At 64.4% G+C, this 20,188-nt stretch carries 16 protein-coding genes; 7 read left to right on the forward strand and 9 right to left on the reverse strand.

What is annotated here, in order from left to right:
• Positions 1-549 precede the first annotated feature (549 nt).
• The 6 genes from rlxS to BES08_RS06130 form a co-directional block, all read right to left on the reverse strand.
• On the reverse strand, positions 550-2,592 hold the full coding sequence (gene rlxS, locus BES08_RS06105) for a relaxase/mobilization nuclease RlxS (protein WP_069707830.1): 2,043 nt from the start codon (positions 2,590-2,592) through the stop codon (positions 550-552).
• Positions 2,593-3,211: 619 nt separating this feature from the next.
• On the reverse strand, positions 3,212-3,625 hold the full coding sequence (locus tag BES08_RS06110) for a hypothetical protein (protein ID WP_231958181.1): 414 nt from the start codon (positions 3,623-3,625) through the stop codon (positions 3,212-3,214).
• A 247-nt stretch (positions 3,626-3,872) separates the two neighbouring features.
• A complete protein-coding gene (locus tag BES08_RS34665; protein ID WP_420873461.1) occupies positions 3,873-5,003 on the reverse strand; it encodes a lytic transglycosylase domain-containing protein in 1,131 nt (376 codons plus the stop codon).
• Positions 5,000-5,620: a S26 family signal peptidase gene (locus tag BES08_RS06120; RefSeq protein WP_069707831.1), complete on the reverse strand. Its 621-nt coding sequence runs from the start codon at positions 5,618-5,620 to the stop codon at positions 5,000-5,002. The genes BES08_RS34665 and BES08_RS06120 overlap by 4 nt, the downstream gene beginning before the upstream one ends.
• Positions 5,617-5,847 carry a helix-turn-helix domain-containing protein gene (locus BES08_RS06125; RefSeq protein ID WP_069707832.1) on the reverse strand — a complete coding sequence of 77 codons (231 nt, stop codon included), beginning with the start codon at positions 5,845-5,847 and terminating at the stop codon, positions 5,617-5,619. The genes BES08_RS06120 and BES08_RS06125 overlap by 4 nt, the downstream gene beginning before the upstream one ends.
• A gap of 321 nt (positions 5,848-6,168) precedes the next feature.
• Positions 6,169-6,489: a DUF736 domain-containing protein gene (locus BES08_RS06130; protein ID WP_069707833.1), complete on the reverse strand. Its 321-nt coding sequence runs from the start codon at positions 6,487-6,489 to the stop codon at positions 6,169-6,171.
• A 1,001-nt stretch (positions 6,490-7,490) separates the two neighbouring features.
• Here BES08_RS06130 and BES08_RS06135 point away from each other — a divergent pair.
• From BES08_RS06135 to BES08_RS06145, 3 genes are all read left to right on the forward strand, one after another.
• On the forward strand, positions 7,491-8,156 hold the full coding sequence (locus tag BES08_RS06135; protein WP_069707834.1) for a DUF1345 domain-containing protein: 666 nt from the start codon (positions 7,491-7,493) through the stop codon (positions 8,154-8,156).
• A gap of 262 nt (positions 8,157-8,418) precedes the next feature.
• The gene (locus BES08_RS06140; RefSeq protein ID WP_069707835.1) at positions 8,419-9,057 is read left to right on the forward strand and encodes a glutathione S-transferase family protein; all 639 of its coding nucleotides are present in this window, start codon (positions 8,419-8,421) and stop codon (positions 9,055-9,057) included.
• A 776-nt stretch (positions 9,058-9,833) separates the two neighbouring features.
• Positions 9,834-10,949, forward strand: coding sequence for an AI-2E family transporter (locus BES08_RS06145; RefSeq protein WP_083274600.1), 1,116 nt, complete (start codon positions 9,834-9,836; stop codon positions 10,947-10,949).
• A 238-nt stretch (positions 10,950-11,187) separates the two neighbouring features.
• On the opposite strand, the gene BES08_RS31675 is transcribed toward BES08_RS06145, so the two are convergent.
• From BES08_RS31675 to BES08_RS06155, 3 genes are all read right to left on the reverse strand, one after another.
• Entirely contained in the window at positions 11,188-12,294 is a 1,107-nt protein-coding gene (locus BES08_RS31675; RefSeq protein ID WP_083274601.1) for a Ros/MucR family transcriptional regulator, read from the reverse strand.
• Positions 12,295-12,665: 371 nt separating this feature from the next.
• Positions 12,666-13,136 carry an aminoglycoside 6'-N-acetyltransferase gene (gene aac(6'), locus BES08_RS06150; protein ID WP_069707837.1) on the reverse strand — a complete coding sequence of 157 codons (471 nt, stop codon included), beginning with the start codon at positions 13,134-13,136 and terminating at the stop codon, positions 12,666-12,668.
• Positions 13,137-13,218: 82 nt separating this feature from the next.
• Positions 13,219-13,494 carry an HU family DNA-binding protein gene (locus tag BES08_RS06155; RefSeq protein WP_036530793.1) on the reverse strand — a complete coding sequence of 92 codons (276 nt, stop codon included), beginning with the start codon at positions 13,492-13,494 and terminating at the stop codon, positions 13,219-13,221.
• Between the two features lie 249 nt (positions 13,495-13,743).
• Here BES08_RS06155 and BES08_RS06160 point away from each other — a divergent pair, with 249 nt between their 5' ends.
• The 4 genes from BES08_RS06160 (at position 13,744) to BES08_RS06175 (ending at position 20,166) form a co-directional block, all read left to right on the forward strand.
• On the forward strand, positions 13,744-13,995 hold the full coding sequence (locus tag BES08_RS06160) for a hypothetical protein (RefSeq protein ID WP_069707838.1): 252 nt from the start codon (positions 13,744-13,746) through the stop codon (positions 13,993-13,995).
• 399 nt (positions 13,996-14,394) lie between these two features.
• Positions 14,395-15,171, forward strand: a complete 777-nt coding sequence (locus BES08_RS06165) for an ImuA family protein (RefSeq protein WP_083274602.1) — start codon at positions 14,395-14,397, stop codon at positions 15,169-15,171.
• Complete coding sequence (locus tag BES08_RS06170; RefSeq protein ID WP_338043852.1) at positions 15,089-16,906, forward strand: DUF6504 family protein; 1,818 nt, start codon at positions 15,089-15,091, stop codon at positions 16,904-16,906. Before BES08_RS06165 ends, BES08_RS06170 begins: the two co-directional genes overlap by 83 nt.
• Positions 16,906-20,166, forward strand: a complete 3,261-nt coding sequence (locus tag BES08_RS06175) for an error-prone DNA polymerase (protein WP_069707839.1) — start codon at positions 16,906-16,908, stop codon at positions 20,164-20,166. The genes BES08_RS06170 and BES08_RS06175 overlap by 1 nt, the downstream gene beginning before the upstream one ends.
• Positions 20,167-20,188: the final 22 nt, after the last annotated feature.

The raw sequence follows: 20,188 nt of genomic DNA on the forward strand, positions 1-20,188 counted from the left end.
ATTGCGGCGCGAAGGTTCGAGGCGAAAGGAGCGACCATCGCAAGGCGAAGGGGCACTGGTCAGATGGTGGCAATGATGATCGAGGCGTTATGGATGGCGGGAGGACGAGCGTAGCCAGCCGCGCCGGTCGTTTTCCTGCCCTCAGCCGGCGACCGCACGTTACATCGCTCGATCAGTGCACATGGCGATAGCAAGTCCGATGACTTCGCGGGTCACCCGGCCGAAATTACGCATCGCGACATGCAAGGCAGCGCGACCAAAAACTGCCGGATGGACCGCCCGGAACTAGGATCGCATCCGGCGGCGTGCCGTAACGCGCGACCACGTTACCCGCGGCCACCCCTACATGCTCGATTAGCCATGCCCGATCGGCGACGTGAAAAAGCGGCTCAGGTCCACGCGACCGGGGCCATGAACGCACAAGAGCGCTGCCTTGCAAAAGCAGCCCCTCCTTCAGCGGCTGCGGGTCTGTTCACTGCGAAGCTGCGGGTCCAGCGGAAACCCGATCACGGCCGATGCTGACGATCGCCTCGCGGTGGAGGCTAGGTTCTAGAATCCGATCTCGGGACCCTGCCGGCCTCTACCGAACTGCCAGCTGATCCCTGCCGCGCGCATGATCCCGCCAGCCTGTTGGCCCATCTGTTTTTCGAGCACCGGGCGCCATGGGACCAGCGTGAATTCATGGCTCTTTTCAAGGACTGCATAGGGCCCGGATATTGCGTCGATGCGCCGCGTCAGCTTGCCTTCCACGCGGTCGCCGTTACGCGCTTCCACGAAGGGCTTCGCGAGCTCGACCCCCAGTTCGCCGCCAATGCGGATGAGTTCCCGGCGCCGCAGGGTCTCAAGTGCGCCGGGCCGCAGGCGCACGCCGTCTTTCTCTCGCACCGCGAGATCGCGGGTCAGGAGCCAGTCGCGCCGATCGCGCAAAGCGCCCCGCAGTTCATGTCCGAAGCCCGCATCGCGAATGGGAGATTGCCCCCCTTCGACAAGTTCGCGGTCGAGCCAGGTTGCGGCGTCGGCCCGGGACAGCGCAACCAGCGGGCCTGTCGCGAGGACGTCGATGGTCATGGGGCGCTGGCGCAGCTGGGCTATCTCATGCGCCTCGACATGGGCCAGATGATCCGGACGGATATGCCAGGTGCCATCGTCCTCGCGTGTCAGCGGGACACCGGCGCGGCGCAGGGCCTCCAGCCGCCGCACATGGGTTTCCGCGAACGCAGTCCCGGTCGCGGGGTCATGCGTCAGGTGCAGATGGGCCGAGTAGCGCCCGCCGCTCGCTGCCGCGACGCCGGCGACCGTGCGATCGACCGCGCGAATTTCGAGCTCACGGCGCGAGGCGCGAACAATTGCGCCTGCCGGGAGGGCTGCTACCGCATCCCCCCTGCCGATATCGAAATAGTGCGAGCGTCCATCGACGCCGTCGAGCACGAGGTAGTGCCTGTCGCGATGCTCGTCGGCGAGGCCGCGCGCGACAACCCTTCCCACCAGCGGGCCGATTACCGCGCCGCCTTCGCGGCCGTGTGCAAGGTTCGGCGCAACCTCGAGGTCAGGGCCGTGGATGCACACCTCCGCGCGGTCGAGCCTGGCCGCGCCAAGCGCACGCTGCATCGTGCGGATGATGTCGCCCCGCTCGCCCATCTCGCGCAAGGTCTGTTCGATCCCTTCCGCAAGCTGCCAGCTGCCCGCGCCCGATGGCGCCGCCAGTTCCATGCGCTCCAGTGTCTGCAGCCGTCCCGCCTCGAGGGCGGCGATCTCGGGCTTTCGCGCTGAGGGTGCGACGATGCGGTCCGCGCCCATTCGCGCGATCAGTCCGCGATCGAGCGGAGTCAACCGCTCCTGGGTGACTTCATGACGCAACCTTGCCTCGATTTCGCTATCGAGCCTGACGCCGAGATCGCGCGTGACAACCTCCACCGCGCGGGCCCGGATGCCATGCTTGAGGTACTCCGGAGCGATCACCAGATTGCGCCCGCGATCATCGACGCCGCGAACCACGATATGGGTGTGCGGGTGACCGGTGTTGAAATGATCGACCGCCACCCAGTCGAGATCGGTTTCGAGGTCACGCTCGACCTGTGCCATGAGCCTGCGCACAAGGGGTTTCAGATCCTCGTAGCGATCCCCGTCCTCGGCCGACACGATGAAGCGGAACTGGTGGCGATCGGGACAGCTTCGCTCGAGAAATTCCCGCCCATCCACGCGGTCGCCGCGCGCCGAGTAGAGGTCGCCCGGATCGCCCTCTCGGGTCACGCCGTCGCGCTGGATGTAGCTGAGGTGCGCGCGCGCCGCGCCCAGTCCCTTCCCGGACAGCCGTGTGAGGCTGGTCTTCACCACCACGCGCCGGGCGCGAAGCGGATCCCCGGCACGCCGCGATGCGAGGAGCCGCCCGGCGACCGCACCCCGCCCAATGCGGCTGCCGTCGAAACGCCGGGTGCGCGCGCCGCGGCCGGAGCCCGTCCTGGAAGCCGAGACACCGTTGCGACGACCGGTCTGGAGCCCCCCGGCTACGATGACCTGGCCTACGAAAGAGCGAGGCCGCCCGGCCCCTCCCTGCCGCCCGAGGAACGGATTGAAATCATCGTCATCGCCCATCGCTCAGTCTTTCTGTCGGGAAGGGGACGGCACCGGGCGCGCGTTCGCGGCTGCCAAGGAGGAGGCGAGCACCGGCGTACGGCAGTCCAGAACGGTGGCGGGTGCGGCTGAGGAGAAGCGCGGCATGCCAAGGTCGCCGCCGCGCGCCCTATCTCCCTGCAATCTCGCGAAATTCTCGACTGTCTCCCGAAAAAACGATGTGCAGACAGATAGATAGCAGGATCGCGAGATTCTGCCTTTATCTTGCCCTCCGCCCCTCTGTCCCTCCTGCCCGCTCCTCTTACCTGCCGCTCCCCAGCAGTTCCGGCTAGATTGCCTGTCCGAAGTTTCCGCAGTCCCGGCCCGGCCCGTTTCAGGCAACGACGGTGCCCTCGAAGCAAGCCTTGCCCACCTTCTCCTCCATCCGGCTCCTGCTTCGGCCTCGTATTCAGATGCGGCGAAGTGGCAAAATGCGTGCAGTCCCGCGCGCACCACTGCACCACTCCCCATGAATACGATCCGCTGGTACGATCGGGGCAGAACGCTGCTCGTACAGGGCCGGGCGTTGGGGGCATTACCCCCGCCTCCAACGGGCCGCAGGAGCCTCGCCGGATCTGCTGCGATCCGACGAGGCCTCGGTTCATCGCGCCCGTGACCAGGCCCTGCGGGCGCGATCGCTGCGGGAGAAGTCGCGCCGGGCGATGAGACCTCGTGCGCACCCTTCGCCATCGACGATGAGTGTGGCGGCGAACCAGCGCTGCCCAAGCTTGCCCATGACCGCGATCCGTTCGAGTTCGGCGCCATCCTCGCGTTCATCTCCGCCCTCGCCATCGTTGCCATATCCGGGGGCAAAGCCGCCCAGCCACCGTTCGCAGCGGCGCGCCTCCCACAGGAAGTCGGTCTCTTCGGCCTCGATGAAGCGCTGCGCCAGGGCTTCTCCGGCCCCCCGTCCGAACTCGCGTTCGAGGCCTGCGATGAGAGCGGCGTAGACATCCAGGGGCTGCGGAGCAGAGCATTCGAAAGCAGCGGTGCGGGCGGTGTTGACGATATCCATGGCAATATCTCCGAGTTCGCGTTCCCGGGTCTGGGAACATGTTCTCGGGGATGGGCGACGGGCCGCCTGTCAGGGCCGCGGAGCCCTGGCTCCGCGCCGCGCAGCGGCCGTGGGGGGAACCGATTTGCGCAGCAAATTGGGGGGTACCCGCGGGCCTTGATAGGCGGCCCGTCGCCCATCACACTGGGAAGAGACAGACGAGCATTACCCCCTCTCGGCCTCGCGTAACCTCGAAGAAACCCCCTCTTCACTGCGCAGCCTTGCGAACCGCGAACAGCCCGGTAGCGGCGGCACCGACGGCGGGCCGATAGCTGTCCTGGTCCTGCCCTCCTTCGCGGGCCCCGGCATTCGTTCCGGCATCTGGCCCGGTGCCGGGATTGCCTTGCGACGGCAGCCTCCAGCCCGAGCCCATGCCCGGAACTTGCGGCATATGGCACGCACGCGGCGGCGCTGCAGCGCTGCTTGCTGGACCTGTCGCGGTAGTCGCCGCTGTGGCCGGACTGCCCGCAACCGCGGCATCCCTGCCAGCGAATAGTCCTTGCGATGTATCGGCCATCGCGGGGTCATCGCGGTCCACCAGCGCTGTATGAGCAGCATCGCCGCCCCGGGCCCATGCTGCGAAGAGGCCCCTTCCACTCGGTGGATCGAGCGCGACGGATGACGGATATCCGAGCGCCGGAACCCCCGGCCGCCCGGTCCCCGGGGCGTGAGGTGTCCCGGTGACCCGCCCGAGATAAGCGATCGTTTCGACCGGAAGCGGCGTGCCGGCAAGGTAGCGTTCGTAGCGTGCGGGACCGGCGTTGTACGCGGCGAACAGGCCGGGATATCCGAACCGCTCATGGAGCATGCGCAGGTAGAAGGTGCCGGCCAGGATGTTATCGCGCGGATCGTCCGGATCGTGCCCGAGGTCGAGCCGTGCACGAATCTCGTGCCAGGTTCCCGGCATCAGTTGCATGAGGCCGATCGCGCCTTTGACGCTGCGGCTCGGCCTGCCGGCCTGAACCGTCTGGCCTGCACTTTCCGCGAGCATGACCCTCTCTATCCATTCGACCGGAATACCGAAACGATGCGATGCCTCGTCGATCATCGGCTGCCAGGGGGCCGTACCGACATTCCCTGAGGCGCCATTCCAGCCGCGGGCGTCGGCCGCGTTTTCGACAGGCTGGCGAGGAGCGAGATACGGATTGTCCGGGCGCGGCGGAAGGGCCGCCGCCCCCGCCAGAGCGAGCACGCTCAGCGAAGATACGGCCCATCTGGCGCTTCTCAGACCAATCAATCGGATCGATCTGCGCGGCGTCGGTCGCTTCGGGGCCGCCCGCCTGCCTCCCGCGTCGGGCGAGACTGCGGTGCGCGAAAGCCGCCGCGATCGCGCGCTCATCGTGCCGGCCCGCGCCAAGCCGATCGCAGCCGCACGTGCTGCACCTGACCGATGATCTCGGTGCTTTCAGTCACCCCGAAATAGCGACCGTCGAACGATTGGGGATGTTCGGCCATCAGAAGGAAGACCTGCCGCTGACCAAGGATCCGGCAGCCGTTCCACCACGGCATCGGACGATGGCGGCTGTCGACCGCGCGGCGTTCGGCGACCTGCCTGCCATCGATGATAATGCGGTTCGCGGCTGCACAGACCGTCTGGCCCGAGACAGCGGCGACGCGCTTAACCAGCGGTACGCGTTCGGGCAGATATCCGCGTTCGGCAGCGAGCCAGCGCCACTCTTCCGGCATGTGCGCCACCGCGAAGTCTCCGCGGCGCACCGGTTGTCCCGGAGACACTAGATATAACCCGAGCGGGGCGCTGCGACTGGAGTTCCACACAAGCCGCGGCGTGGGGGCAACCACGATCGTCGTGGCAAGGAGCGCGCACAGAATTGCCAGCGCACCGCCCGATTGCATCAGCCTGCGGCGGCGCCTTGCCTTGGCCTGGCGCTCGCCGCGCAGGGCATCGCCCCAGGCGAGAAGCGGCGCATCGCCGCGCGAGGTCCGGTGCCTGCTCATGCGCACGGATCCCGGCGAACCTGCTCTGCGCTCCAGGCATCGAGGTCGTCGATGTGATACTGGATCAGACGCGAGTGATACCGATAGGTTGGCCCGGTCCCGTCGCGGCGCTTGCGCCTAAGGAGCCGCGCGGAGATCTGGAGATAGGCTGCCGCCTGATCGGTGTTCAGGAAGGGAGAACCGCGCTTGGCGGCCCGCGCGCGGGCGGTTGCGTCGGAGTAGTTCATGATCTGGGGTTCCCGGCCGGAGCAGCACAATGCTGCCCCGGACGGCCCCTGATCTGTCCGCTATTGCCGCCAATAGGCACGGTCGAAAACGTATGCAGGCGATTTCGACCGGGGGCGAATCGGGAACGGGCGCATCGCTGTCGGTGCCGACCCGTTCCGGACCAGAACGTCTTTGAGCAGGGCCTCTTGGGACAAAGCGTTGCGGACCGGGGGCTTGGTGACCGATGCTCTCGCTCCGCCTTGGCTGGCGTCAGGCCCATTGGAGCAGAGAGCCGACCCGGCACCCGCCGTTGCGGCGGGTGCCGGGCGCGGACCGCGGCCTTAGTCGGCCGGGTTCCAAATGATCGCGTAGGCATCCTCGTCGTCCTGGCCGGCGGCGCGCCCCAGGTTGGCGTAAAGGCGCCGGGGTCCGAACTCGGGCGCCGCCAGGCTGAGCGACACGTAGTCGTTGCCCGAGGCTTCCGAGCGGCGCAGCCATCCCGCGCCGACCTCGACGCCGCCCGAGGTGACCCGGTAGTCGGGATGGTTCTCGCTGGTCTTGCGCGGATTGGGCGAAATCTCGATCTCGGTGCGGATCGTGAGGGTACGAAGCTGACCCTTGAAGCTCTTGCCGTCGCGGCTGACGTATCCGATTGCGGGCATAGTCCTTACTCCTGTCGAAGCTCGCACCGGACCAGTTCCGGGCGATGGGCACGCCGTCAGGAACGGGACAGCGGACCGGCTAACCGCCAGGCCGAAGCGCCAGCGCAGGACCGGAGCGCCAAGGCTGATTTGGGTGCGCGAAGCGCACTGTCCGCGAGGAGCCCTGCAAGGGCGGGGAAATCAGTCGCAGCGCGATGGTTTTGCCGGGCCGCGACCGTTCCAGGTCGATGCCCTTTCCAGCCGGGAATGCGTTCGCACCTGCTTCTCCGGGGAGATACGATCAGCCGCCAATCGGTCGGCACAGAAGCACGGCGCAGGGGCGAGAGGTGCTTCGAGCCGCCTGCACGAACATCATCGTTCCCGGTCGGGATCACTATCCGCCAAGGCCGGCACCATCGCGCGCGCCGCAGCTCGGCGGGCGCCGCGTCCGGGAGGGCGCGGCGGTGCCTGCACAGCGGCGGCACACGGCATCGCCCAAAGCCCGCACGCGCCCGGATTTCGGACGAGCCGGCGACAGGCGGACGACCGAATCGGGCGGCGGGACGTGATCAGTCGCCGCCCCGCCAGGCTGAACCTCCGGGTAGCGTAGGAGCTTCATCGCACGCGCCGACATGTAGCTTTCCATTCCGCCTCGCTGGGGCGGCGCGAGTTCCAAGTCGTTGTCAAGCGCCGGGTCGGCCGATTTCGACGGAGCGCACCTTGGATGTCGGAAACTGCTCCAGCGGCACAAGATGCTTTCGCGCGCGGCTGGAAAGCTTTCGTCTTGGTATTACTACTCGCACGGCGTGGACCCTGCGCTCTCGCGGCGTACCTTGTCCTTAAGACCCATTCCATTGGACGGGTCGCATCGCCAAATTATGTCATAAAACCGTTATTTATAAACAGGTCTAGACCTATCGCGCCTGCGCCAAAACGACACTTGGAAAGTAGCCAGGATCAAACCGCCATCGACGAGAGATATTCCCTGCGACCAGACGCCGTTGCTGGCTATAGTCCCAGCCGTGACTCTCGACCTTGGCAGGCGCCTTGCGCCGGTACGCTTCCTCGCGTTTGCAGCGATCCTGTGTGTCAGCATTCCAATGCTGTATCCATTCCTGGGCTGGCGTCATGCTATGATGGCAGGATTCGACGTGGCTACCGGTGTGTTCCTCGTTTCGATCTGGCCTCTTCTCGCGCGCGCCGAGCCGAATCAGATGCGCCTCGCCGCCGAGCGTAATGATGCGAATCGTACCTTGCTCCTCGCGATCATCGGGGCGGTATCGCTGGTCGTGCTGGTCGCGGTCTTTTCCGAGCTTCAGGACAAGGGCGGTCCCCGCGCTATGGCAATGGCTTTGGTAATCGCGACGCTGGCGCTGGCGTGGATGTTCTCGAACATGGCCTACGCGCTTCACTATGCACACATCTTCTATGTGAGAGCCGACACCGATGGCGACGGTCAGGGCGACGATGACGCGCGCGGTTTCGACTTTCCCGGCACCGAGGAGCCGGCCTATTGGGATTTCGTCTACTTCAGCTTCACGCTGGGCATGACCTTCCAGACCTCCGACGTGGCTATGACCACGACCGGTGTGAGGCGTGTCGCCACCCTACATTGCCTTGCAGCTTTCGTGTTTAACCTGGGGGTGCTGGCATTCACGATCAACGTGCTGGGAGGGGCTGGAAATTGAGCGAACCGTACGCGACGCAACGCTATGCGATCGTCCGGCCTGGCACGGCGCGATCGGGGCGTGGGTGGCAATGCCGGTCGTTCGGATTCCACCGGCCTTCGAAAGGCTCAGGCACCCGGCGGTCCTGATGCAGGCGATGGGCCCCTGCGTCAAACGAGAGAGACTTAGGAACTGACACGCCCCAGCACGGCTTTTCGCTCGGAGGTCTCCTGTGAAACGATCTCGGACCGGATGGCGAACTGCCAATAAAAAGGACAAATGGATGATCGTCATACACCATCTCGGCATCTCTCAGTCTGACCGGATCATTTGGCTGTGCGAGGAACTGGAAGTTCCATATGAGCTAAAGCTTTACAAGCGCGACCCGGAGACCGGACTGGCGCCCGCCGAATATCGCGCGCTAACTCCATTTGGCACAGCTCCGATCATCAGCGACGGCGAACTGCAGCTCGGCGAATCCGGCGCCATCATCGAGTACATCATCGAGACATATGGCGAGGGCCGCCTTAAAGTTCGCCCGGGAGCTGCTGGTTATTCCGATTATCTCTTCTGGTTTCATTTCGCGAACGGCTCCCTGATGCCAGCAGCGATGGTCGACATGATCGCGAACCAGTTGGAAGACGCGGATGTGCGGGTATTAAAGGCACTGCGTGCGCGCCTCGATCGGGCTTATGATCAGATCGAAAACCGCCTTGCAGACGTGCCCTACCTAGCAGGCGACTCGTTTACAGGTGCCGACATCATCTCGGTGTTTCCGCTGACGACGATGCGGATGTTCGCCCCGCGCGATCTTGAGCCTTATCCGCATATCCGGGAGTACCTGAAGCGGATATCGCAAAGACCCGCGTTCATTAACGCCATGGCCAAGGCCGACCCAGGTTTCACTGTTCCTGTTTCTTGAAAGACGCGGAAGGTTCGGTTTTTGGATCGGCGGCAGAATGCCAGGTACGGCAAGCCATTCCAGGCGGCACGCAGTCTTCAACTGACTGGCGTCGCCGTTGAAAGAACTGGCAGGGTTCGCGGGATGGACAGACTGTAACTGGCATTTTTCGGCATACCACCAAGCGGGCGGCTGGATTTTCCACTCATGCAACGATCGCGCAACAGCGACGTTGTGCCAAGGGACGTTACGTCCTTCTCCGGAGCGTTCCGGAATGCCCGATTAAGGAATCTCGTCATGGACGGGAACAGCACAATTGTCAGCGGCGGCGGGTCCGGCATTGGTGCTGCATGGCGGGCAGTGCCGCGCTTTATGAGCCTTGGACTGTACTGCCTGAGCCGTTCGGAATCCGGGAATGCGCCTGGAACAGCTCCTTTCGTAAGTACCCGCCCCCGCATTTCAAGGAACCGGGCTCGTGAACTTTTACGATGGCGCTACCCGCGACGTCCGGCGGGGTATCGACAGGGTGAGATTCGATACAGGTTTTTCCAAGGTGACCGGGCGCGGCCCTGAACCGCTGCTGATGCAGCGCGCGCTAACACACCCGCGATTTCACCGACATTCCATTCGCGGTTATCTAGGCGAATTTGATTAACCTGTATTATCCGCTCGAGAACCGCCTTTTTCGGGAAGTGCGCTAGTAAGGCGGTACGCTTGAACTGGTCGGGCGGCATATCGACCGCCGCCGAAGCGACATCTTTTATGATCCGCGATTCCTGCGGCGAGGAGACAACCTCATGAGCGAGCCAATTTCAGGGGAGCCGCTTACACCAGATACGACCGCGATGGAGATCGAACCGTCCAGAGTACAGGCGCGTCAGCTATGGCTGACAGCGGTGGTCATCGTTCTGGCGATCTGGATGGCGCTTGAGTTCCTTACGCCGCTAGCCTGGGCCGCCGTGATCGCCATAGCAGAATGGCCACTTTACCGCCGCGCGCTTCATCGCTTCCCGAGTCGGCCGGGCCTTCTTGCAGTAAGCTTCGCAATCGTCACAGCGCTGTTCGTCATTGGCCCGTTGTCACTGGCGGCCGTGACGCTTGTGCAGGAAAGCCAGGCGGCAATGCACTGGGTCCAGCAGGTCCAGCAAACCGGGCTTGCGATGCCGACCTGGCTTCCATCACTGCCGGTATTCGGTGACCGTGCCGCGCTGTACTGGGGGCAGCATATTGGTAACCCCAAGGCTGCGGATACTCTCCTCGGCTCGTTGAGCGCTGGGTCGATCCTTACATGGACCCGATCAATCGGGGGCGAAGTGGCGCGGGAATCGGGATTGTTCCTGATCACATTGCTCGCTTTGGCCTCCTTGCTTTCGCGAGGGCCGCTGATTGGCGAGCAGGCGCGCAAAGTATCGATCCGCATGTTCGGATCGTTCGGCGGCAACTTCCTTGAGCAGATGATCGCGGCGGTTCGAGCAACTGTGAACGGCACCGTGCTGGTCTCCGTCCTTGAAGGCGGCGTCTTGGGGATCGCCTACGCAGTGGCCGGCGTCCCGCAGCCATTGCTATTTGCGACATTCACGATTGCGCTCGCGTTGGTGCCGTTCGGGGCATGGGCGGCATTCGGTTTGGCGAGTCTAATCCTGCTAGGGACCAACCATGTTCTGGCCGGAGGCTTGCTGTTCGGGTTCGGAGTGAGCGTGATGACGCTGGGAGACAATGTCGTGCAACCGGCCGTCATCGGCAGTGCCGTTGAACTGCCTTTCCTGCTCGCAATCATCGGCGCATTCGGCGGGCTAGCCGAGCTTGGTCTCGTCGGGCTTTTCGTTGGCCCGGTAATCATGGCGTCGCTGATACTGGTATGGCGGCAATGGATGGGGCCAACGTCGCTGCATCCAGGTGGCGAAGTGTCGTAGTATCGCCATGTGGGAATGCCCGTATAGGCAATCGCGCTCAAATCTGGCCGCAATTGACCGGCTCTGTCAGAGCTAAAAGCGCGTCATGGCGACAGAGTGGATCCGCGTTTCCGCAGCAACAGCAAGCAATCCGGAACTACCATTATATCGCCAGCAGTGTGGAGAAGTATGGCAGGGCCGTCCAACCTGTCCATCCCACTCTGCCGCCTGTCGCGGCAGAGTGGCGGGTCCGACAGCTTTACTTGGCCTTAGTGGCCTGACGGTTACGACGCGGTTTAGCCGCCGCGACAGCGGGTACCGTCGTTTCAACCGCAGTGGTTGCCTCAGCGGCCTCGTTCCCGAATAAGCCGAGCTTGCGCCGGCGCTTCGGCTTTTCGACCACTTCGGCAGTTTCTTCCACCACTGGAATTGAGGCAGCAGACTCTCTCGCCGGCTCAGGTGTCCGTGCCATACGCTTTACCGGCTGCTTCCTCCGCATCTTGGGGCCGGTCGCAGCCTCTTCTGCCGTCGTCGTTTCGACAGAGGCAGCAGCAGCGGTTTCGACCTTGGGCTCGGCGGTCTCCGGCTCAGCAGTGCCGGGAGCCATCTCGACCGCTGGGACAGCTCCCGTTTCAGCCCCAGAAGACGGGGAATCCGGGAGAGCTTTGCCAGCCTTTCTTACGTTGCGCCGCTTTGGCATTACCGGAGCAGGCTCCGCCGCAGCCTTCGCTGCCACCTTTACGGGCTCGGAAGACGGGGCGGCGACCGAAGAAGCGGGTGTATGGTGCGCATCAGCTTTGGACGCAGCTTTGCGCTGTTTTGGTTTCGGCGTTGCCGCGGACTTTGTCTTTGCAGCGGGCTTGGGCTTTACCGGTGCGGATGCGGGTTCAGTTGATGGGCTCAGTTCTGCGCTTACGTCGCCGGAAGCTGGGCTTGACGTAGCCGAACCGCCAGCAGCCGCCTTGCGATTACCCAATCCGATCTGTTCGGCGATCTCGCGGCGCCGCGCCGCGAAAGACGGTGCGACCATGGGGTAGGTCGCAGACAGGTTGTAGCGCTCACGGTATTGTTCCGGGGTGAGGCCGTTGCTCGCCAGGTGACGCTTGAGCGTTTTGTAAGGTTTGCCGTCGATGAGGCTGAGAATGTGATCTGCCGACGCCAGGCTCTTACGCACTGAAACCGCGGGCAAGTAGGTGGGTGCTTCGGGTTCTGCTTGTTCAGGGGCGCTGCCTTCAACCAGAGCGGCCCGTGTCGAGCGAATGAGGCCGGCAAGATCGTCGGCACTGACCGTGTTGTTGGCGAGATATGCGCTCAGAAGTTGAACGGTCAGTGCTGCAATATCGGAAGTCGGTTCGGTGTCAGGCATCGATTTGCCCCTCTCGGATTTATAACGACGACGTTGTGCTATTGCCTTTATGGCAATTTATCATGGATCGACGCGATTACAGGCCTTTTCAAGGATAAAAGGAGCGAACACGTCGATCCGAGGTACGCCCGACTACAATAATGCGTCAACAGCGCGTGGTCCTATGAAGCGATTGGCCAGCAGATATTCCTATCGTCGAATTGGCACGGACCGGCTTGCTTGCTTTTAAGGTCTGCTCGGACGAGGCGGCGGCCGATCCGCATCAATGCCCCATCTGCACTGTATACCCTAGAGATGCGCGGCCTGTTGATAGCGCAGTAAACAAGCGGCGGAGAAGGTCCAGTGGACGTCCGAAGCTGCGTCTGAAGTAGTCAGCTTAACAGAGGCATCGACGTCAGAACTTTGCGAAAATACACCACTCGCTCGGTTTCCTCGAATTTCAGCGCAGCGTGCATCGCATGCGACACGGTGTTGTCCAACATGGCATCCGAGGCGAGTTCAGCGCAGCCCATGCTGCGAGCCCAAGCTTCCACGGCGTCCACCAAGCCGCGCCCGATGCCTTGCCGCCGGCATTCTTCCACGACGTATAGCCCCTCAAGGAACGCGACCGGTGAAGTTTCGCAGCCGTTGACATAATCGACACGCAGCGCGGCTTCCGCAAATCCGACAAGCGCGCCGCGCTGATCGCGCGCCAGAAAGCCAATGAAAGGCTGTGGCTCCGCCATTAGCTGAACCAGGTCTTCGTGATGCTCCGCTTCCGAGCCATCTGGCCAGAGCGACGTGCGCAGAGCCGACCATTCAAGAAGATCAGCGTTGCTGCCCACTGTTATCCGTACGATCATGCCGCTCGGCCTCGGAAACTGGTCAGGGAAATTATGCATGGTGGCGGCGCCGGCAATAGCGTGATGCCGCCACCGTATTGCATCAGCCGTTGAGCTTGTCCTTGACCGCCTTGGCGACCGTGAAGGTCAGCTTCTTCGAAGCCTTGATGGTCATTGCCTCGCCGGTTGCGGGGTTGCGGCCTTCACGCTCAGGGCTGTCCTTAACCTTGAACTTGCCAAAGCCGTTGAGCGAGACCTCCTCACCCTTGGCCGCCGCGCTGCCGATAGCCTCGAAGACGGCGTCGACAATCTTGCGGGCGTCGGCTTTGGTAATGCCGTGATCGTTGGCGATGGCGTCGGCGAGATCGCTGTTGTTCATGAGAAGTTCGTCCTGTCGATGTCTATGGTTCGCAAAGCTACGTTGCTTTCGAGCTTCACGGCCTTCCACCATGGAACAGCCGAAACCGCGTTCAAAGTCGCATACTCACGCTGAACGCGCCTTAAGGCCGCTTTGTCCACAGCCTGTGGATATGTGAAACGCATCCGGTGCCCGAATTACCCGGATAACATCGCGCGCGGAACCATTCCCGGCCCGGTCTCTTGCATAACGCACACAAGGAGGATTCCCATGTTTGGCAAGGTCATCGGCGCAATCGCAGGAAACAAGGCCGCAAAGCACGTCCAGGGGGTGAGCGGCACTGGAGGAACTTTGCTCGGCTTTGCAGCGCCGATGGTGCTACGCCGCCTCGGCCCTCTCGGCCTCATCACCGCAGTTGCAGGCGGGTACGCTTACAAGCGCTACACTGATCGGCGGGCAGCAGAAAAGCAGAAAGTCGCGCGGCCCAGCGGATTTGCAGAGCCCACGCGGACACAGGCTTGATCCTATAGTGCAGCCGCAATCCGCCCGCTGCGCGCGTGTTGCGGGCAAGCTAAGGCGCGGGACGTCAAGATCGACTGTGCTTTAATTCATGTGGTTGTGGCTGAGCAGCTTGTGAGTGCCGGACACGGGGGGCTGGCGCTTAGCCGGTGAGCACGCTCTGTCTTATATCGCCGCGTCTCACGAACCAGTGGGAATCGCGAGCGAACGCGCCCATCAACAGCCCCCGAGCGCCTTCCCTTCCTTGAGGGCACTACTGAGCATAGCGGTTGTCCGGAAAATTCTTTCTCTTTTTCAGCCCGTTGCTTAGCGAGCAACTCGCCTTGTTCGCATAGGCCGACGCCTTGACGCAGCGGCAGTCAGAATAGAACATATAGCGAACAAATGAGTCGCTGTTGACCAATGATCCTGCAAACCGCCCTTCCCTCCCGGCTGCCTTCCGAGCACCTTGCCGCACTACGCGCCCAGATCGCGCAGGTGCAGGCAGCGCGCGGCCCGGTGCTGCCGTTCGGCCTGCCGCAAATCGACACACGCCTAGCCAGCGGCGGCCTCGATGGCGCTGCGCTTCACGAGATCGCCGGCGCCAGCGCCAGCTGGAGCGACGATGCTGCCGCCACCCTGTTTGCCGCGGGGCTCGCCGCGCGCTTTGCTGCCGTCCAGGGCATGACCGTGCTGTGGGCGCTTAGCCGCTTCGACCTGTATGCTCCGGGCCTCGAACAGGTCGGGCTCGGCCCTGGCAAGGTGCTTTATGCCCAGGGCAGGAAGGACTCCGAAGTCCTTGCACTGGCCGAAGATGCTTTGCGCGACGGATCGCTGGCCTGCGTCATCGCCGAGGTCAAAGCCGCCGACCAGACCGCTACCCGGCGCCTGCAGCTGGCTGCGTCCGACGGGCGAACCCCGATGCTTCTCTACCGGCGGCATCGTTCGCGCGAGCGCAGCCCGCTGGCTCAGCCCTCCGCTGCAATGACGCGCTGGAGCATCGCAGCGGCGCCTTCCACCGCGCTACCCCATGCGGGCATCGGCCGAGGGCAATGGACGATCGAACTTGTCCGCCAGCGCGGCGGCAATCCCTTTTCCCTTCTTGTCGAGGCCTGCGATGACCAGGGTTGCCTCGCTCTACCTGCCGCAGTTGCCGATCGAGCGACTACGCCGGTTGGAGCGTCCATCCGCGCCGCTTGACGCGGCCGCGCTGGTCCCGCGCTTTTCGCAAGCCATTGACGACGACCCCGGTGCCTGCTCGGTGCCGCGCGGCGGCGGATGGCGACCCGGCGCACGCTGGGCGCAAGGTGCGCTTGGCCTCGCCTCGGCGCAGGCCGATATCGACGCATTGCCGGCTCATCAGCGACCGACGATGCGCGAGATGGGGCGGCGCAGCGAAACCGCCGATCATCCCTTCAGGGCCATGGCTTGTGACGACGGTGGACCGGCCGGCAGGCCGTGGCCGGTGCACGCGGCGCATCGCGAGTCATATCTCCGGGCCAGGCCCCTGGTCCTCATCACGCGCAGCGGGCAACGCGACGTCGTGACCGCCGCCTGCCCGGTCGCGCTCGACCTTGGACTGCGTCCCGGCATGGCCGCCGCCCACGCACGCGCACTCCTAAGCGACCTCGACGTGCGCGGCGCGGACCGAACTGCAGACGCGGCCTGGCTCGACCGGCTGGCGCTTCACGCCGTCCGGCACTGGACACCAACCGCAAGTGCCTGCGATGCCGATGGCCTCTGGCTCGATCTCACCGGGACCACGCATCTGTTCGGCGGCGAGGATCGCTTCTGTCGCCGGGTTCTGCGTTTTTTGGATCGCCTGGGCTTTACCGCGCGCATCGCCATTGCCGCAACGCCGGGCGCCGCGCATGCGCTTGCCCGTTTCGCAGGCCACACCGTGATTATCCTGCCTCCACGCAGCGAGGCGCAGGCAATCGCCGACCTGCCCTTGGCCGCCCTGCGCCTGGCCGGCGACACTCTGGCAACGGCAGGCCGTTTCGGCCTGGAAAGCATCGGCGACCTCTATGCAATGCCGCGCGGCCCCCTAGCCAAGAGGCTTGGGCTGAAGGCCGTCGAGCGGCTCGACCAGGCGCGAGGCCTTGTTGCCGAGCCGATCGTTCCGGTGACTGCGTTCGAGGAGCCTCGCGCCGAGCGCCGGCTGCTCGAACCAATCGTCACCGCCGAGGCCATCAACCATGTAATCGGCGATCTTCTCACCGACCTCGTGCACGATCTGCAAGGCCGCCGGCTGGGCTTGCGCACCGCAGTGCTGACTTGCCAGCGGGTGGACGGGATCGATCAGCGCATCGCCGTGGGCACCGCGCGCGCCACCCGAGATGCTAAGCATCTCGCACGCATGTTCGCCATGCGTGTCGAGCGGATCGACCCCGGGCTTGGCATCGAGGTGATGAAGCTTGCCGCGCCGCGCGTCGAGGACCTGCAGCCGGTCGCGCTCGGGAGTGGCCTCCTGGACACCCAGCACACGCCTGATGTCGCGCCGCTCGTCGACCAACTGGCGGGCCGGGCTGGCGAAGAGGCGCTGTTCCGGGTCAGCGCGATCGAGAGCGACGTGCCTGAGCGCGCGGTTCGCCGAATGCCGCCGCTTGCGACGACAGCCGGCTGGCCTGCCTGGCGCCGGCCGGTTCGCCTGCTGCATCGGCCTGAACTGCTCACCAACGTGGTCGCCCTGCTACCCGATCATCCTCCGCGTCGCTTCTCGTGGCGCGGCAGGCCATACCGGGTGTCGGCTGGCGAAGGCCCTGAGCGCATCCATGGCGAATGGTGGCGCTGCTCCCGCGAAATGTGGGCCGTTCGTGACTATTTCATGGTCGAGACTGGAGGCGGAGATCGCTTTTGGCTATTCCGGCGCGGAGACGGCGTCGATGCACCGACCGGCGATCTCACCTGGTATCTCCATGGTGTGTTCGGCTGATGGCGACCTACGTCGAACTGCAGGTCACCAGCCACTTCTCGTTCCTGCGCGGTGCTTCGGCGCCCGAGGAACTGTTCACAGCAGCCGCCACGTTTGGCCACACTGCGCTTGGCCTTGCCGATCATAACACGGTGGCCGGGATCGTGCGCGGATGGGCCGGGCAGAAGGAGACGGGCGTACGCATGATCGCGGGCTCGCGCATCGAACTGGCCGATGGCCGCGCGATGCTGCTCTACCCTACCGATCGCCCTGCCTGGTCGCGTCTTACGCGCCTGCTTTCGCTGGGCAAGGGCCGCGGCGGCAAGGGCAAGTGCATCCTTACATGGAATGACATAGCCGAGAGTTGCCAAGGGCTGGTCGCTATCCTGCTTCCGGATATGCCGGACGCACGGACCGCTGCCCACCTCCAGGACCTGCGCGCCGCCTTCGGCGATCGCGGGTACTGTGCTTTATCGCTGCGCCGCCGGCCGGGCGACCAGAGCCGGCTTCACGGTCTCGATGCCCTCGCCCGCAAGGCCGGCAATCGCTGCGTCGCGACTGGCGACGTGCTTTACCATCAACCCGAACTGCGCCCGCTGCAGGACGTAATGACCGCCATCCGCGAGAAGACGACGATCGATGCCCTGGGCTTCAGGCGCGAGAGGTTCATGGACCGCAACCTCAAGTCGCCGCAGGAAATGGAGCGCCGCTTCGCCGCCTTCCCTGATGCCATCCAGGCCAGCGCCGACATCGCCGCGCAGTGCCGTTTCGATCTGGGCGAAATCCAGTACCAGTATCCCTACGAGGAGGTGATGGCCGGCCGCACCGCGCAGCAGGCACTGGCCGCCCTAACCGAGGAAGCGGCGGCGCGCATGTTTCCGCAAGGGCTGGGCGAGGCCTACCGCAAGCAGATCGATCACGAACTGCGGCTGATCGAGCAGCTCGGCTATGCGCCCTATTTCCTGACCGTCCATGCGATCGTCGCCGAGAGCCGGCGTCGCGGCATCCTGTGCCAGGGGCGCGGCTCGGCGGCCAACAGCTGCGTATGCTTCATGCTGGGCATCACCTCGATCGATCCGATCAAACACGAACTGCTGTTCGAGCGCTTCGTCTCGGGCGAGCGCAAGGAGCCGCCCGACATCGACGTCGATTTCGAGCACGAGCGGCGCGAGGAGATCATCCAGTGGATCTACGAGACCTACGGGCGCCACCGCTCGGCGCTGACCGCGGTCGTCACCCGCTACCGCACGCGAGGCGCGGTCGCCGAAGTCGGCAAGGCGCTGGGCTTGCCGCGCGACCTGACCAAGATGCTGACCGGGCTTGTCTGGGGCTGGTCGATGGACGGGATCGGCGACGAGCAGATCGAGAGCCTCAACCTCAATGCCGATGATCATCGCCTGCGCCTGACGCTGGAATTGTCGCGTCAGCTAATCGGCACGCCGCGCCACTTGTCGCAGCACCCTGGCGGCTTCGTGCTGACGCAGGACCGGCTCAACGATCTCGTGCCGATCGAGCCGGCGCGCATGGAGGATCGCCAGATCATCGAGTGGGACAAGGACGACATCGATGCCCTCAAGTTCATGAAGGTCGACGTGCTGGGCCTGGGCATGCTCGGCTGCATGAACCGCGCTTTCAACCTGCTCGAAACGCACAAGGGCATCCGGGTCGGCATGGCCGACCTGCAGGACGACGACCCGGACGTCTACGCGATGATCCAGAAGGCCGACACATTGGGCGTGTTCCAGATCGAGAGCCGCGCGCAGATGTCGATGCTGCCACGCATCAAGCCCGACAAGTTCTACGATCTCGTCATCGAAGTCGCGATCGTGCGGCCGGGTCCCATCCAGGGCGACATGGTACATCCCTACCTGCGGCGGCGCGAAGGCAAGGAGACCCCCGAGTATCCGAAGGCCGAACTGCGCGCGGTGCTGGAAAAGACACTCGGCGTGCCGCTGTTCCAGGAGCAGGCAATGAAGGTTGCGATCGTCGGCGCCGGCTTTACGCCGGTCGAAGCCGACCAGCTGCGCCGCGCCATGGCGACTTTCAAGCTGACCGGAGGCGTCAGCCACTTCTACGACAAGCTCGTCGGCGGCATGGTCGCGCGCGGCTACCCCAAAGACTTTGCCGAACGCACCTTCAAGCAGATCGAGGGCTTTGGCTCCTATGGCTTTCCCGAGAGCCATGCCGCCTCCTTCGCCAAGATCGCTTATGCCAGTTGCTGGATGAAGCACCATCATCCCGACGTGTTCTGCGCCGCCCTGCTCAACGCGCAGCCGATGGGTTTCTATGCGCCCGCGCAGATCGTGCGCGATGCGAGGGCGCACGGCGTCGAGGTGCGTCCTGTCTCGATCAACCACAGCCACTGGGACTGTTCGCTCGAATCTGGCCGCGGCAAATACCTCGCGGTCCGACTGGGTTTTCGCCAGGTGCGGGGCCTCGCCAACGTCCATGCCGCCGCGATCGTCGCCGCACGCGGCCCTGCCCGGTTCGGAACCATCGAGGAGGTGTGGCGCCGCGCCGGGGTACCGCGCGCGGCGATCGAGCGGCTTGCCGAGGCCGATGCCTTTTCCAGCATCGCACAAGATCGCCGGCAGGGCCTTTGGAAGGTGAAAGGTCTAGGGGACGCGCCGCTCCCGCTCTTCGCGGCGGCCGACGAGCGCGAAGCGCGTTTCAGGCCGGAGAGCGTAGAACAGGACGTGACCTTGCGGGCGATGAGCGAGGGCCGCGAAGTCGTCGAGGATTATCGCTCGCTCCAGATGTCGCTTCGCGGCCACCCGCTCCAGTTCCTGCGCTCGCAGCTCGATGCCATGCGCATCGTGCGCTGCGCCGATCTTGGCGCGATCCGCGATGGTCGCAACATAGAGGTTGCCGGGGTAATCCTCGTACGCCAGCGGCCCGGATCGGCCAAGGGCGTGCTGTTCGTGACGATCGAGGACGAGACCGGCATCGCCAACGGCATCCTGTGGCCGAACAAGTTCGAGATCTACCGCCGGCAGATCATGTCCGCCTCGATGATCGCAATGCGCGGCCGCCTGCAGAAGGAAGGCGAGATCATCCACGTGATTTGCGACCGCATCATCAACCACGACGACATGCTCCGCTCGATTGCCCACAGCGACTTTACCGTGACGCCAGGACGCGGTGACGGCGCCAGTAACGGCGGCGGTCCCGATCCACGCGATCCATCCTGGCCTCGCGGCAGGACGCTGGGCTCGCCAGGCTACGGGCCGGGCAAGGATCCCGATGATCTCGTGCCGATCCGCAGTCACGATTTTCACTGATCGACCATTCACGTTTCGCCCG

Origin of the sequence: Novosphingobium resinovorum (assembly GCF_001742225.1) — a bacterium.
In the GTDB taxonomy this organism is placed as follows: domain Bacteria; phylum Pseudomonadota; class Alphaproteobacteria; order Sphingomonadales; family Sphingomonadaceae; genus Novosphingobium; species Novosphingobium resinovorum_A.